At 68.5% G+C, this 14,309-nt stretch carries 15 protein-coding genes and 1 tRNA gene; 10 read left to right on the top strand and 6 right to left on the bottom strand.

The genetic code is table 11. The features are described from left to right. Nucleotides 1–61: 61 nt before the first annotated feature. From BUB97_RS03030 to BUB97_RS03005, 6 genes are all read left to right on the top strand, one after another. On the top strand, nt 62–1,117 hold the full coding sequence (locus BUB97_RS03030) for an amino acid ABC transporter substrate-binding protein (RefSeq protein WP_408906124.1): 1,056 nt from the start codon (nt 62–64) through the stop codon (nt 1,115–1,117). Between the two features lie 75 nt (nt 1,118–1,192). After that, a complete protein-coding gene (locus BUB97_RS03025) occupies nt 1,193–2,395 on the top strand; it encodes an amino acid ABC transporter permease (protein ID WP_073131326.1) in 1,203 nt (400 codons plus the stop codon). A 13-nt stretch (nt 2,396–2,408) separates the two neighbouring features. Continuing rightward, nucleotides 2,409–3,551, top strand: a complete 1,143-nt coding sequence (locus BUB97_RS03020; protein ID WP_073131325.1) for an amino acid ABC transporter permease — start codon at nt 2,409–2,411, stop codon at nt 3,549–3,551. 20 nt (nt 3,552–3,571) lie between these two features. Then, complete coding sequence (locus tag BUB97_RS03015) at nt 3,572–4,366, top strand: amino acid ABC transporter ATP-binding protein (RefSeq protein ID WP_073131324.1); 795 nt, start codon at nt 3,572–3,574, stop codon at nt 4,364–4,366. A 67-nt stretch (nt 4,367–4,433) separates the two neighbouring features. Beyond that, entirely contained in the window at nt 4,434–6,392 is a 1,959-nt protein-coding gene (locus BUB97_RS03010; RefSeq protein ID WP_073131322.1) for a potassium transporter Kup, read from the top strand. A gap of 38 nt (nt 6,393–6,430) precedes the next feature. Further along, nucleotides 6,431–6,796, top strand: coding sequence for a hypothetical protein (locus tag BUB97_RS03005; RefSeq protein ID WP_073131320.1), 366 nt, complete (start codon nt 6,431–6,433; stop codon nt 6,794–6,796). 68 nt (nt 6,797–6,864) lie between these two features. Here BUB97_RS03005 and BUB97_RS03000 read toward each other — a convergent pair. Next, nucleotides 6,865–6,940, bottom strand: a tRNA-Ala gene (locus tag BUB97_RS03000). Nucleotides 6,941–7,076: 136 nt separating this feature from the next. On the opposite strand from BUB97_RS03000, the gene BUB97_RS02995 reads away from it, so the two are divergent. Next, complete coding sequence (locus BUB97_RS02995) at nt 7,077–7,832, top strand: CoA transferase subunit A (RefSeq protein ID WP_073131318.1); 756 nt, start codon at nt 7,077–7,079, stop codon at nt 7,830–7,832. Nucleotides 7,833–7,845: 13 nt separating this feature from the next. Further along, a complete protein-coding gene (locus BUB97_RS02990; RefSeq protein ID WP_073131316.1) occupies nt 7,846–8,493 on the top strand; it encodes a CoA transferase subunit B in 648 nt (215 codons plus the stop codon). Nucleotides 8,494–8,574: 81 nt separating this feature from the next. Here the strand turns inward: BUB97_RS02990 and BUB97_RS02985 are convergent, their stop codons facing one another. The 5 genes from BUB97_RS02985 to BUB97_RS02965 form a co-directional block, all read right to left on the bottom strand. Further along, nucleotides 8,575–9,012: a hypothetical protein gene (locus BUB97_RS02985; protein WP_073131315.1), complete on the bottom strand. Its 438-nt coding sequence runs from the start codon at nt 9,010–9,012 to the stop codon at nt 8,575–8,577. 68 nt (nt 9,013–9,080) lie between these two features. Further along, nucleotides 9,081–9,887, bottom strand: coding sequence for an undecaprenyl-diphosphate phosphatase (locus BUB97_RS02980; RefSeq protein ID WP_073131313.1), 807 nt, complete (start codon nt 9,885–9,887; stop codon nt 9,081–9,083). Between the two features lie 96 nt (nt 9,888–9,983). Then, nucleotides 9,984–11,087, bottom strand: a complete 1,104-nt coding sequence (locus BUB97_RS02975; protein WP_245818167.1) for a TRAP transporter substrate-binding protein — start codon at nt 11,085–11,087, stop codon at nt 9,984–9,986. A 93-nt stretch (nt 11,088–11,180) separates the two neighbouring features. Then, the gene (locus tag BUB97_RS02970) at nt 11,181–12,035 is read right to left on the bottom strand and encodes a prephenate dehydratase (RefSeq protein ID WP_073131311.1); all 855 of its coding nucleotides are present in this window, start codon (nt 12,033–12,035) and stop codon (nt 11,181–11,183) included. Then, a complete protein-coding gene (locus tag BUB97_RS02965; protein WP_073131309.1) occupies nt 12,032–12,790 on the bottom strand; it encodes a 3-deoxy-manno-octulosonate cytidylyltransferase in 759 nt (252 codons plus the stop codon). The genes BUB97_RS02970 and BUB97_RS02965 overlap by 4 nt, the downstream gene beginning before the upstream one ends. Nucleotides 12,791–12,967: 177 nt before the next feature. Here BUB97_RS02965 and BUB97_RS02960 point away from each other — a divergent pair, with 177 nt between their 5' ends. Then, the gene (locus tag BUB97_RS02960) at nt 12,968–13,498 is read left to right on the top strand and encodes a c-type cytochrome (RefSeq protein ID WP_073131307.1); all 531 of its coding nucleotides are present in this window, start codon (nt 12,968–12,970) and stop codon (nt 13,496–13,498) included. 13 nt (nt 13,499–13,511) lie between these two features. Then, nucleotides 13,512–14,285: an inositol monophosphatase family protein gene (locus BUB97_RS02955; RefSeq protein WP_073131305.1), complete on the top strand. Its 774-nt coding sequence runs from the start codon at nt 13,512–13,514 to the stop codon at nt 14,283–14,285. Nucleotides 14,286–14,309: the final 24 nt, after the last annotated feature.

Below are 14,309 nucleotides of genomic sequence, written 5' to 3'. Positions count from 1 at the left end.
AAGCACAACCCTGGCGCAGCATGACGCCGGGAGCGTACCAATGAGACTCAGGGAGACTTTGATGACCATGCAGCCCTTGCGGCGCACGACTTTCGGCCTCCTCGGTGCCGTCGCCATCACGGCGCTCGGCGCGCTGCCGGCCGCCGCTCAGGCGCCCGCCGCCGGCGGCGCTTCCATCCTGGATGCGATCAAGGCACGCGGAACGCTTGTCTGTGGCGTGAACACCGGCCTCGCCGGCTTCGCCCAGCCGGACAGCCAGGGCGTGTGGCGCGGCTTCGACGTGGAATATTGCCGCGCCATCTCCGCCGCCATCTTCGGCGACCCCAACAAGGTCCGTTACGTGCCGACGACCGCGCAGAGCCGGTTCACGGCGCTGCAGTCCGGCGAAGTGGACGTCCTGGCCCGCAACACGACCTGGACGCTCTCGCGCGACACCTCGCTCGGCCTCGACTTCGGCGGTGTGAATTTCTACGACGGCCAGGGCTTCATGGTGAAGACCTCGACGGGCGTGAAGACCGCCAAGGAGCTGAACGGCGCCACCATCTGCGTCCAGCCCGGCACCACCACCGAGCAGAACCTGACGGACTGGGCCCGCGCCAACAACGTGCAGTTCACCCCCGTGGTGATCGAGCGCCTGGAGGAGCTGGTCAGCGCCTATGCCTCCGGCCGCTGCGACGCCTACACCACGGACGTGTCCGGCCTCGCCGCCACCCGTTCCAGCCAGCCCAACCCCGCCGAGCACACGATCTTGCCGGACGTGATCTCGAAGGAGCCGCTCGGCCCGCTGCTGCGCCATGGCGACCAGCGCTTCGCGGATCTCGTGCGCTGGGTGCACTACGCGCTCGTCGCCGCGGAGGAGTTCGGCATCACCCAGGCGAATGTCGCCCAGATGGCCGCGAACGACACCCGTCCCGAGGTGCAGCGCATGCTCGGCAAGAATGGCGGGCTCGGGCAGATGCTTGGCGTGCCGAACGAGTGGGCGGTGAACGTCATCCGGGCGACCGGCAACTACGGCGAGATCTTCGCCCGGCACCTGCAGCCGATCGGCATCCAGCGTGGCCCGAACGCGCTCTGGACCACCCCGGGCGGCCAGCAATACGCGATGCCCTTCCGCTGATCCGACGTCACGGGGGCCCTTCACAGGGCCCCCGTGATCCCCATCGAAGAACAAGAAGAGACGAAGGCCCACCGGATGTCGCAGACCGCAACCGACCCGCGGCACCTCCGCACCCCGCCAAAACGGCAGATCCGGCTGACATGGGCCGATGAGCGCGTCAGGGCCATTGTGTGGCAGGTGCTGATCGTCGGCGCCGTGATCGGCGTCATTTGGTGGCTGGTCCGCAACACGCAGCATAATCTCGAGGTGCGCCGCATCGCCACCGGCTTCGGCTTCCTGAACCGGGAAGCCGGCCTGCCCATCGGTGAGCACCTCATCGAGTACACCCCCGCGAGCACCTATCTGCGCGCGCTGACCGTCGGCGTGTTGAACACGCTGAAGGTCGCGGTCGTCGGTATCGTGCTCGCCACCACCCTGGGCACGGTCATCGGCATCGCCCGGCTTTCGAAGAACTGGCTGCTGTCGAAGATAGCCGCGGTCTATGTCGAGCTGATCCGCGACGTGCCGCTGCTGCTCCAGCTGCTGTTCTGGTACACCATCCTCCAGGGCCTGCCGGGGCCCCGCCAGGCACTCAATCCGGTCGCGGGCGTCTTCCTTTCGAACCGCGGGCTCAAGCTCCCCTTCCTGGATTGGCAGGTCGCGCATAGCTGGGCGCTGCTCGCCTTCGTTGCGGGGTGCTTCGCCACCTGGCTCTATGCGAAGGCCATGCGCCGGAAGCAGATGCAGGACGGCCGGCCGCGTCCGATCTGGCCGGCGGCCCTGGGCCTCCTGGTCGGGCTGCCCCTGGTCGTCTGGAGCCTGGGCGGCGCGCCCACCGCCATCGACTGGCCAGAGCTGCGGGGCTTCAACTTCCGTGGCGGCATGACGATCAGCCCCGAATACTTCGCGCTGCTGATCGGCCTGACCACCTATACGGCCGGTTTCATCGCCGAGATCGTGCGCGCCGGTATCCTCGCGGTGCCGCATGGCCAGTGGGAGGCCGCACAGGCGCTCGGCCTGCGTTCCAGCACCGTGCTGCGCCAGATCGTACTGCCCCAGGCGCTGCGCGTGATCGTGCCGCCGATGACCAGCCAATACCTGAACCTGACCAAGAACTCCTCCCTGGCCGTTGCCATCGGCTACCAGGACATCGTCAGCATCGCCAACACCACCCTGAACCAGACGGGACAGGCGATCGAGGGCATCGCCATCATCATGGCGGTCTACCTGACCATCTCCCTCTCGATCAGCTTCTTCATGAACTGGTACAACTCACGTATCGCCCTGGTCGAGCGCTGAGGGGAGCACCGAGATGAGCGACATCCCCCTCAACACCTCCGTCGCCGGCGTGCCGGAAGCGGCGCCGCGGCAGCCACCGGCCCTGACCACGGGGCCGATTGCCTGGTTCCGGGCGAATCTGTTTTCCTCCTGGCTGAACACGGCGGTCACGCTCGTGCTGGCCTATTTCATCGTTCGCTACGCCATCAGCTTCGTGGACTGGGCCTTCATCAATGCGATCTGGTCGGTCGACAACAACCAGACCCAGGCCTGCCGCGCCCTGAAGAACTCGGCCACCCCCGGCGCCTGCTGGGCGGTGATCACCGAGAAGCACCGCTTCATCCTCTTTGGCACCTACCCCTATGAGGAGCACTGGCGCCCGGCGCTGGTCTGCCTGCTCTTCACGGCGCTTTATGTCGTCTCCGCCATGCGGCGCTTCTGGCGCTGGGAACTGGCGGTGGTCTGGGCCGTGACGCTGACCGCCATCGGCATCCTGATGTGGGGCGGCGTGTTCGGCCTGTCCTATGTCCCGCAGGAGCGCTGGGGCGGCCTTCCGATCACCCTCATCCTCGCCACCTTCGGTCTGGCCTTCGCCTTCCCGCTCGCGATCCTTGTCGCACTCGGGCGCCGCTCCTCCATGCCGGCCATCCGGGTCCTCTGCATCGCCTATGTGGAGCTGATCCGCGGCGTACCGCTGATCAGCCTTCTCTTCATGGCGAGCGTCATGTTCCCCCTCTTCCTCCCGGAAGGGCTGAACATCGACAAGCTGCTCCGCGCCCAGGTGGCCGTGATCCTCTTCGCCGGCGCCTACCTCGCCGAGGTGGTGCGCGGCGGCCTGCAGGCGCTGCCGAAGGGCCAGTACGAGGCGGCCGAAGCGCTGGGCCTGTCCTACTGGCAGAAGACCGGCTTCATCATCCTGCCGCAGGCGCTGCGCCTCGTCATCCCGCCGCTGGTGAACACCTTCATCGGCTTCTTCAAGGACACGTCGCTGGTCCTGATCATCGGCATTTTCGACCTGCTGACTGCCGGCAAGACCGCGATCGTGGAGCCGGCCTGGCAAGGCTTCGGCGTCGAGGTCTACATCGCGATCTCGGTCATCTACTTCATCTACTGCTTCGCCATGTCCCGCTACAGCCAGAACCTGGAGGCGGAACTGAACCGCCACCGGAACCGCTGAGAACCGAGAAGGAAGCCGCCATGAGCGCCGCCCTCGACACCGAACTCCATATTGCTTCCTCGATCCGCACGGACGCGCCCCCGGCCATCCTGCTGGACAAGGTGAACAAGTGGTACGGCTCCATGCATGTCCTGCGGGACATCTCGCTCGAGGTTGCGACCGGGGAGCGGGTGGTGGTCTGCGGGCCTTCGGGTTCCGGCAAGTCCACCATGATCCGCTGCATCAACCGGCTTGAGCAGCACCAGGAAGGCCGGATCGTCGTGGACGGCACCGAGCTGACCGACGACGTGCGCGCGTTGGATGCGATCCGGCGCGAGGTCGGCATGGTCTTCCAGTCCTTCAACCTCTTCCCGCACCTCACCATCCTGGAGAACTGCACCCTCGCCCCTATCTGGGTCCGCCGCATGCCGAAGAAGGACGCGGAGGAGCTGGCGATGCATTACCTCACCCGCGTGAAGATCCCGGACCAGGCGCGGAAGTATCCGGGCCAGCTCTCCGGCGGCCAGCAGCAGCGCGTCGCCATCGCGCGCGCGCTCTGCATGAAGCCGAAGATCATGCTCTTCGACGAGCCGACCTCCGCCCTGGACCCCGAGATGATCAAGGAGGTGCTCGACACCATGGTCGGGCTGGCCGAGGACGGGATGACGATGATCTGCGTCACCCATGAGATGGGCTTCGCCCGCCAGGTGGCCGACCGGGTGGTCTTCATGGACCGGGGCGAGGTGGTGGAGCAGGGGGCGCCGGAGCAGCTCTTCAGCAATCCTTCCACCGACCGTCTGAAGATGTTCCTCTCGCAGATCCTGCGCGGCCACTGAGCGCGAATCGCGGAGGGGGGCGGCCGTTGCCTCGTTCCGCCTTCAAACGCATGACGGGGCTGCAACCGTGGGACGGCCATGGGGGTTGCAGCCTCCGGGGCGGCGGCCATATGCCGCCGCCCATCAACCGACGCGGACCACGGACGTGACATCAGCGGCCACCCAAGGCGACCGGCAGCCTCTCAACGCCGCCGTCCTCCTGGGCGTCTTGGGAATCGTCTACGGGGACATCGGAACCAGCCCGCTCTACGCGATGCGGGCAGCGCTGCTCCATTTCTCCTCGGATGGGCTGGAGCGCTGGGAGATTCTGGGCATCCTCAGCCTGATCATCTGGTCGCTCATCATCGTGGTGACGGTGAAATATGTCTGGCTTGTCATGCGGGCCGACAACAAGGGGGAGGGAGGCATCCTCGCCCTGATGGCCCTGGCTCAGCGGGCCGCCATCACGGAGCGCGGGCGCTGGACCATCGCACTCGTGGGGATCGCCGGGGCGGCCCTCTTCTTCGGGGACGGCGTCATCACCCCCGCCATCTCGGTCCTCTCGGCCGTGGAGGGGCTGAAGGTGATCTCTCCCGCCTTCGAGGGGGCGGTCGTCCCGGTCTCGCTGGCCGTGCTGCTGGGGCTCTTCCTGGTGCAGTACCGCGGCACGGGCAGCATGGGCGCCATCTTCGGGCCCATCACGGTCCTCTGGTTCGGCGTGATCGGCCTGCTCGGGCTCATCGAGGTGGTGCGGGAGCCGGAAGTGCTCGTCGCCCTCTCGCCGCATTACGCCGTGCGCTTCGCCTTGGCCTATCACCTGGCCGCCTTCATCGCCCTCGGTTCCGTGGTGCTCGCGGTCACGGGGGCGGAGGCGCTTTACGCCGATATGGGGCATTTCGGCCGCCGGCCCATCCAGGTCGCCTGGGTCGCCTTCGTCCTGCCGGCGCTTGCATTGAACTATCTCGGCCAGGGTGCGCTCATGCTGTCCGACCGGTCGGCGCTGGAGAATCCCTTCTACCTGCTCGCGCCCGAATGGCTGCGCCTGCCCCTGGTCATCCTGGCCACCGCGGCCACCATCATCGCCAGCCAGGCCATGATCTCGGGCGCCTATTCCATCGCCCGCCAGTGCGTGCAGCTGGGCTTCCTGCCCCGGCTGGTGGTGCGCCATACCAGCGAGACGGAAGAGGGGCAGATCTACATGCCTCAGGTGAACTTCGCGCTCCTGATGGGCGTGGTGGTACTGGTCGTCGCCTTCCGCAACTCGGACAGCCTCGCGGCCGCCTATGGCCTTGCCGTGACCGGGACCTTCCTGGCCACCTCGACCCTCGCCGGGCTGGTCTTCAGGCGTAAGTTCGGCTGGTCGTTGCCTCTGGTGATCGCGGTTTTCACGCCGCTCTTCCTGCTCGACATGGCCTTCTTCATCTCCAACGTCCTGAAAATCCCGGATGGCGGCTGGGTGCCTCTGCTCCTGGGCGGCGCGATCTTCGCCATGATGCTCACCTGGCACCGCGGGCGGGATCTCCTGTTCAGCCGGTTCCGCCAGGACAGCCTGCCGCTGAAGTCGTTCCTCGCCCGCCTCCCGCAATCCCGCACGGTGCGCGTGCCCGGGATCGCGGTGTTCATGACCAGCCAGGCGGACTACGTGCCGAGCGCGCTCCTGCACAACCTGAAGCATAACAAGGTTCTGCATGAGCGCGTCCTCTTCGTGACCGTGAACAACGAGGACGTGCCGCAGGTGACGGACCGCCGGCGCGTCGAGGAACTGGCGCCCGGGATCCACCGGGTCTCGCTCTGCTACGGCTTCCAGGAGAGCCCGAACATCCCGCGTGAGCTGGAGGGGCTGCGGGAGGTCGGCGTCGACTATGAGCCGATGCAGGCCTCCTACTTCCTCGGCCGTGAAACCGTGGTCGCCTCCGCCATCCCGAAGATGGCGCGTTGGCAGCAATGGCTGTTCGGTATCATGTCGCGCAACTCGGTTCCGGCGACCGAGTTTTTCCGTATCCCCAGTGATCGCGTAGTCGAACTGGGCGTGCGGGTGGCCATCTAGGCACCGCACCGCCACGAAGCTGAGCAGAGGAGGTCCGCATGCCGCTCGTCGTCCTGTCGCCGAGCGGCGGAAGCGGCCTGCCCGAGGGCAGCCCCGAGCACCGCTACGAGGTGCAGCTGACGCTCGACCGCCAGGGATTCCCCGACCCGGCTGCTTGGCAGGCCGATTCCGCCACCTGGCATGCGCGGCGGTTCTGGCCCGGCCAGGGGCTGATGGATGGCGATGTGGTCTATGACCCCGACCAGGGCTGGGCCCTGCGCTTCTTCCGGCGCGACGACAGCCCTGTGGATGCGCCGATCCAGGCCGTGATCCGTGGCTCGGCTCCCTGCCGCCCTGGGGAGAACGTCACCATCTCCGAGCCGGACGGGCGTGAATTCGCTTGGCGGATCGTCGGCGTCGGCTGAGCGGAGGCAAGGGCCGGAAAAGAGAGCGGGGCGCTCGTTGCCGAGCGCCCCGCATCATCCCGTCAATTTGGTGGAGCCAATCGGAATCGAACCGACGACCTCTTGAATGCCATTCAAGCGCTCTCCCAACTGAGCTATGGCCCCCCACCGTGCGGGTGCCGCGATATAGCCGTGCCCCACGGGGCAGGCAATCCCCCTCCGAAGGTTTTTCCGCCCCCTTTATGATGTGGGTCGGGACGGCTAGCCTCCGGCCGCCGTGAGCGCTGGAGGAAGCCATCGAATGAGCAGGAAACTCTACCCGGATGCGAAGGCGGCGCTGGACGGGCTGCTGCGCGACGGGATGCTCATCCATTCCGGTGGTTTCGGCCTCTGTGGGATCCCGAGCCTCCTGATCGAGGCCATCCGCGACAGTGGCGTGAAGGAACTCACCTTCGTCTCGAACAATGCCGGCGTGGACGATGCCGGGCTCGGCCTCCTGCTGAAGACCCGGCAGATCCGAAAGATGATCGCCTCCTATGTCGGCGAGAATGCCGAATTCGCCCGGCAGTACCTGGCAGGCGAACTGGAGATCGAGTTCAACCCGCAGGGCACGCTGGCCGAGCGGATCCGGGCCGGCGGCGCGGGCATCCCGGCCTTCTTCACCCGCACGGGCGTGGGCACTGCCGTGGCCGAGGGCAAGCCGACCCAGGACTTCGACGGGGCGACCTATGTGATGGAGCGGGGGATCATGGCGGACCTGGCCATCATCCATGCCTGGAAGGCCGACCCGGAGGGCAATCTCGTCTTCCGCAAGACCGCGCGGAACTTCAACCCGGTGATGGCCACGGCCGCCCGGGTCACGGTGGTCGAGGTCGAGGAGATGGTGGGGCAGGGCGAGCTGGACCCGGACCACATCCATACCCCCGGCATCTACGTTAAGCGCATGATCGTCGTCCCGCCCGGCACGGAGAAGCGGATCGAGCAGCGCACGACCCGCAAGCGCGCCGAGCCCGCCACTCCGGCCGCCGCCGGCACCGACCCCCTTCCGACCCGCTGAGGAGCGCCCAGCCATGGCCTGGACCCGCGACGAAATGGCCGCCCGCGCCGCCCGCGAGCTGGAGGACGGCTTCTATGTGAACCTGGGCATCGGCATTCCGACCCTGGTCGCCAACCACATCCCGGAGGGCGTCTCCGTCCAGCTGCAGAGCGAGAACGGAATGCTCGGCATCGGCCCCTTCCCGCTTGAGGGGGAGGAGGACCCGGACTTGATCAATGCCGGCAAGCAGACGGTCTCCGAACTGCCGACGACCAGCTATTTCTCCTCGGCCGACAGCTTCGCCATGATCCGGGGCGGGCATATCGACCTGTCCATCCTCGGCGCCCTGCAGGTGGCCCAGAATGGCGACCTCGCCAACTGGATGATCCCGGGGAAGATGGTGAAGGGCATGGGCGGCGCCATGGACCTCGTCGCCGGCGTGAAGCGGGTGGTGGTGCTCATGGAGCATACGGCCGGCGGCAAGCCGAAGCTGCTGAAGTCCTGCACCCTGCCTCTCACCGGGCAGGGGGTGGTGGATCTGGTGGTGACGGATCTAGGCGTGCTGGAGGTCGACAAGGCCGCCGGCCGTATGCGGCTCCTGGAACTCGCCCCGGGCGTGACCGAGGAGGAGATGCGGGCCAAGACCGAGGCCGAGTACGACGTGGTCCTGCAGAACGCGTGACGCCGGTTCTGCGTCTTGGGGGAGGGGCTCTTCCCCCGCCCGGGCGCGGGCTGACCGCCGGGCCGGCGGCGCGGCCGCCTCTTACCGCCCCTGCTGAATCTGCCGCTCGAGCTCGCGGATTCGCCTGTCCTGCGCGGCCAGGGCGCGTTCCAGCCGGGCTTCCCGGCTTTGCGTCCCGCGGGACCGGGAGGCGGCGGCCGGTGCGCGATAGGCGCCCCGGCGCGTGGCCCGACGCGGAACGGCCCTTTCGGCCTGGCGGGCAGGGGAAAGAGCGGGCGGGGCCATGTCCACCGACACACCCGGCAGGTCGGTGGCCCGCATGTTGGGCACGGGCCGTTCTCCGCGTCCGCCCGCCTCGACGGGGGGTGGGGCAAGGCGCTCGAACTGTCGGACCGTCGACCCGAGATAGTCGCCCGTCGGCCCCGAATCGCTCGGCCAGCTCTGGGCCGCAGCGGGAAGGGCCGAGAGCCCGATCAGCCCGAGTCCGAGCAGTCCCATGGGAATCCGCGGCGTCAGCATGCAGCCCTCTCCTTTGTGCGGCGTCCTGCGGTTACGCCAGCCGGCCTCCCCGGGGGAAGCGCGTGATCCTAACGGACAGACAGCCAGGCGAGAATGATCGCGCCCAGGGCGATTCGGTACCACCCGAAGGGCGTAAAGCCGATTCTTGAGATGGAGGCCAGTACGACCCGCACCACGACCAGGGCCACCACGAAGGCGGCAACGAAGCCAATGCCGATCTGCCCCAGGCCGGAGAGGTCCAGGTTGTTCCGGGCCTTCCAGAGGCTGTAGACCGTCGCCGCCAGCATGGTCGGGATGGCGAGGAGGAAGGAGAACTCCGCCGCGGCCCGCCGCTCCACCCCGAGCAGCAGCGCGGTGATGATCGTGGCCCCGGACCGGCTGGTGCCCGGAATCATCGCGAGCACCTGTCCGAAGCCGATCAGCAGGGCCGCCAGCGGCCCGATCTCGGGTACCGAATGGATGGACGGGTTCGGACGCGCGCGCTCGATCAGGATGATGGCCACACCGCCCACCACGAGGGCCACGGCAACGACCCAGGGGTTGAAGAGAAGCCGTGTGATCGGCCCGTGCAGCGCCGCCCCGATCACCAGGGCGGGCAGGAAGGCCAGGAGCAGGTTGACCGCGGTGAAGCGCTCCAGCGTGGCCGGCCGCCACATGCCCAGCGCGATGCGCCAGAGCTGCCTCCAATAGGTGACGACCACCGCCAGGATGGCGCCGAGCTGGATGGCGATCTCGAAGACCTTGCCGGGCGGCCCCTCGAAGCCGATCAGCTCCCCCAGAAGGATCAAATGCCCGGTGGAGGAGATGGGCAGGAACTCGGTCAGCCCCTCCACCACGCCCATCAGCAGGGCGGACAACAGGCCGGCAATGTCCATGAGGCGATCCGTGGGCGTCGCGCGAGGGGAGGCGCGGAAAAGAGAAGGGGGCGGAGCCCCCCGGCCCCGCCCCCTTCCTTTACGCCCGCAGAAGGCTCAACGCACCGTCTGCGAGGCGGTGAAAGCGAAGTTGTCGAATGAATTCTCGCTCACCCGGTGCCAGGTGTAAACCTCGTCGCGATAGCGGCGATGGCTTTCCAGGATCTTTTTGAAACGTTCGTTCTTGCTGGCCAGGTCGTCCATCACCTCGTTCGTGGCGCGCCAGGCGGCCTCGAGGATCGGGCGGGACCAGAACCGGAGCTGGGCGCCGCTGGCCACCAGGCGGCGCAGCGCCTGCGGGTTGGCCACGTCGTACTTCGCCACCATCTCGGCATCCGCCTCAGCGGTCGCGACCGCGATGGCCGCCTTGTACTGGGGCGGCAGGGCGTCATAGGCGCGCTGGTTGGCGATGAAGTGCAGCCGCGCGCCCGGCTCCCAGAAGCCCGGGGCGTAGTAGTTCGGGGCGACGCGGGCGAAGCCGAGCTTCTCGTCGTCATGCGGGCCGACGAACTCGGCCGCGTCGATCGTGCCGCGCTCCAGCGACGAGTAGATGTCGGAGGCCGGCACCACGGAGGGGGTCGCCCCCATGCGCTGGAAAACCTGCCCGGCGAGGCCGGTGATGCGGAACTTCAGCCCCTTCACGTCGTCCACGGTGCGGATCTCGCGCCGGAACCAGCCACCCATCTGCGCGCCCGTATCGCCGCAGGGGAAGGCGATCGCGTTGTACTCGCGCATCATCTCGTTCATCAGCTCCTGGCCGCCGCCATAGCGGAGCCAGGCGGTGTTCTGGCGGGCATTCAGGCCGAAGGGCACGGCCGTGAAGAAGGCCAGGGCCGGGTCCTTGCCGATGTAGTAGTAGGAGGCGGTGTGGGCGCATTCGATGCTGCCCGACTGCACGGCGTCGAGCGCGGACAGCGCCGGCGCGATCTCGCCGCCCGGGAAGGCCTGGATGCGGAAGCGCCCCTCGGTCAGCTCGCCCACCCGCTTGGCCACGGCTTCGGCGGTGCCCCAGAGGATGTCGGTGTTGCGCGGGAAGGAGGAGGTGAGGCGCCAGCGCACCTCCGGGTTGGTCTGGGCAATGGCGGGGGCAGCCAGGACGGCCGGCACGGCGGCGGCGGGCGCGGCCGTCAGAAGCGCGCGGCGGTTCACGCGGGAGGTCATGCGGAAGCGTTCCTTTCCCTGAAAGGCGGTTATCGTTGCCGTCTGCTTACGGCATGGCCGGGCGCTGCGGAAGCGGAGATCGCGGCTCCGCGATCACTCCGCGGCCTCCGCCTGCTCCCGCCGATAGGGATGCGCGGGGTAGCAGCCGAGCACATGAACCTCGCGCGAGAAGAAGCGAAGCTCCTCCAGCGCGCGCCGCACGGGCGGCTGGTCCGGGTGGCCATCCACGTCGCAGAGGAACTGCACGGCGGTGAAGCGCCCGTCCAGCATGTAGGATTCGAGCTTCGTCATGTTCACGCCATTCGTCGCGAAGCCGCCGAGCGCCTTGTACAGCGCCGCCGGCACGGAGCGGACCCGGAAGACGAAGGTGGTGACGCAGTCAGGCGCCGTGACGGGCGGCAGGGCCGCCTCCCGCGACATGACATAGAAGCGCGTGGTGTTGTGCGCCTCATCCTCCACGTTCCGCTTCAGGACCTGCAGCCCGTAGATCTCCCCGGCCAGGGAGGAGGCGATGGCCGCGTCCTCCACCCCGCCGCGCTGCGCGATCAGCTGGGCCGCCCCGGCCGTATCGGCCTCGATCACCGCCTGCCAGCGCATGTCCCGCAGCAGGTTGAGCACCTGCCCGAGGGCCACCGGATGGGAATGGGCCCGGCGGATCGTCTCCAGCGTCGCGCCCGGCGGCGCCAGGACGCAATGCTCCACCCGCTCGAAATGCTCGCCCACCACGTGCAGGCCGGAATCGGGCAGCAGCCGGTGGATGTCCGGCACGCGCCCCGCCAGGGAATTCTCGCAGGGGAGCATGGCGAGGTCCGCCCGGCCCTCTCGCACGGCGGCCATCGCCGCCTCGAAGGACGGGCAGGGCAGGGTGGTCCAGCCAGGATAGGCCGCGCGGCAGGCGAGGTCCGAATAGGCGCCGGGCACGCCCTGGAAGGCGATGGTCTGGGTCACGGGGTCTCTCTTTGGGCGGCGATGCCCGGATGCAGCACCGCGCGGGCGCGGGCGAGGTCGGCCGGCGTATCCACGCCGAAGGGGGCATGGTCTACACGGGCCACCGCGATCCGCATGCCGGCCTCGAGCGCGCGGAGCTGCTCCAGCTTCTCCCGGTTCTCCAGCGGGCTCTCCGGCAGGGCGACAAACCGCGCCAGTGCCGCGCGGCGGTAGGCGTAGAGGCCGATATGGTGCCAGAGCGGCCCTTCCCCGGACGGGATAGGGAGCCGGGAGAAATAAAGGGCGGGTGCGACATCCACCCCCGCCGGGAAGGCGCAGGCGCATTTGACCACGCTCGGCGCCGCCGCCTCCTCGGCGCTGACCACGGGCGCGACGAGGCTCGCGATGTCCACCATGGGGTCCGAGAGCGGGGTCAGCACGGTGCGGAGCAGCGCGGCCGGGATGGCAGGCAGGTCCCCCTGGAGGTTCACCACCACGTCGTGCCGGCCCTCCGGGTCCAGGAGGGTGAGGGCCCGCTCGATCCGGTCGGTGCCGGAGGGCAGGTCGTCCGCCACCATCACCGCGGCGCCGCCGGCGGCCAACACCGCCGCCTCGATCGAGGGATCGTCGCAGGCCACGGCCACCGGCCCGATTCCGGCGGCACGGGCCGCCTCCAGCACATGCACGATCATCGGCCGGCCGTGGATATCGGCCATCGGCTTGCCCGGCAGGCGGGTTGAGGCCATGCGGGCCGGAATCAGGACGATGGGGTTCACGAGAGGGCTTCCCCCTGCGCCTTGGCGGCGGTTCCGATGGGCCGGGCGGCCACGGGTTGTCGCGGAAGCCCGGGAACATTATGGTCCGCGGGCTTCTAGCCGCGACGGCGGGGCCGCGCAAACGCGCGCGCCGCTGGGCGTTTGGATGCGGCACAACACGGGATTCGGGCAGGGCGTATGAGCCTGGAAGCTAACAAGGCGTTCGCGGCGGTCCTCACGGCCGGCATCAGCTTCATGGTGGCCGGGCTCGTCGGCGGGCTGGTGGTGCACCCCCATCGCCTGGATAAGCCAGCCATTGAGACGGGTGAGGTGGTGGCCTCCGCCGCTCCGGCCGCTCCGGCGGCGCTGGAGCCGATCGGGCCGCTGCTGGCCAATGCCAATGTGCAGAATGGCCAGACCATCATGGGCCGGCAGTGCGCCGCCTGCCACACCTGGACGGAGGGTGGCCGTAACGCGGTCGGCCCGAACCTCTACAACGTGGTCGGCGGGCCCCATGCGCACCGGGATGACTTCAACTACTCCCCGGCCATGAAGGCGCTGCACGACAAGAACTGGGACTACGAGGCGCTGAACGCGTTCCTCAACCGTCCCTCCGCCGCCATACCCGGCACCCGCATGGCCTTCGCTGGCATCAGCCAGGCGCAGGCGCGTGCCGATGTGATCGCCTATCTCCGTACCCTGTCCGCCAGCCCCCAGCCGCTTCCCTGATAGGCTTGGGGTGATGGACAAGCTCGTCGCCTCGGCAGAAGCTGCGGCGGATCTGGCGGGGGCGGTCATCCGCCCCCTCTTTCGTTCGGCTCTTCTGGTCGAGGCGAAGGGCGACGCCAGCCCGGTGACCGAGGCCGATCGCGGCGCCGAGCGCGCGTTGCGCGAGCATATCGCCCGCCATCATCCCGACCACGGGGTGATCGGCGAGGAATACGGCCCGGACCGCGCCGATGCCGAATGGGTTTGGGTGCTGGATCCGATCGATGGTACCCGCGCCTTCGTCACCGGCCGCCCCCTCTTTGGCACTCTGATCGCCCTGCTGCACCGCGGCCGCCCTGTTCTCGGCCTGATCGACCAGCCCGCCACCGGCGAGCGCTGGATCGGGGTGGAGGGGCGCCGGACGATTTTTCGGGGCCCCTTCGGGGGCGCCATCGGCTGCCGCCCTTGCCCGGAGCTCTCGACCGCGGAACTGGCCAGCACCTCCCCCGATATTTTTCCGCCCGGCCAGGATGCGGGCTTCATGGCCCTGCGCCGTGCCGTCCGTCGCACGAGCTGGGGTGGGGATTGCTATATCTATGGCCTGATCGCGCTTGGGCTGCTGGACGTGGTGGTGGATGCCACGATGAAGCCGTGGGACTGGGCGGCGCTGGTTCCGGTCGTGGAAGGCGCCGGCGGGCGGGTCACCGACCATGCGGGGCGGCCGCTCACGCTGGAATCCGAGGGGGATGTGCTCGCCGTCGGCGACCCCGCCCTGCTGCCCGCCTGCACCTCGTTGCTTTCCGTTTAGTGGCAGCCAGTTGAGGGATGGGGC

Source organism: Muricoccus roseus (genome assembly GCF_900141905.1).
Classification (GTDB): domain Bacteria; phylum Pseudomonadota; class Alphaproteobacteria; order Acetobacterales; family Acetobacteraceae; genus Roseomonas; species Roseomonas rosea.
This window is presented reverse-complemented; position numbering and strand designations above follow the sequence as displayed.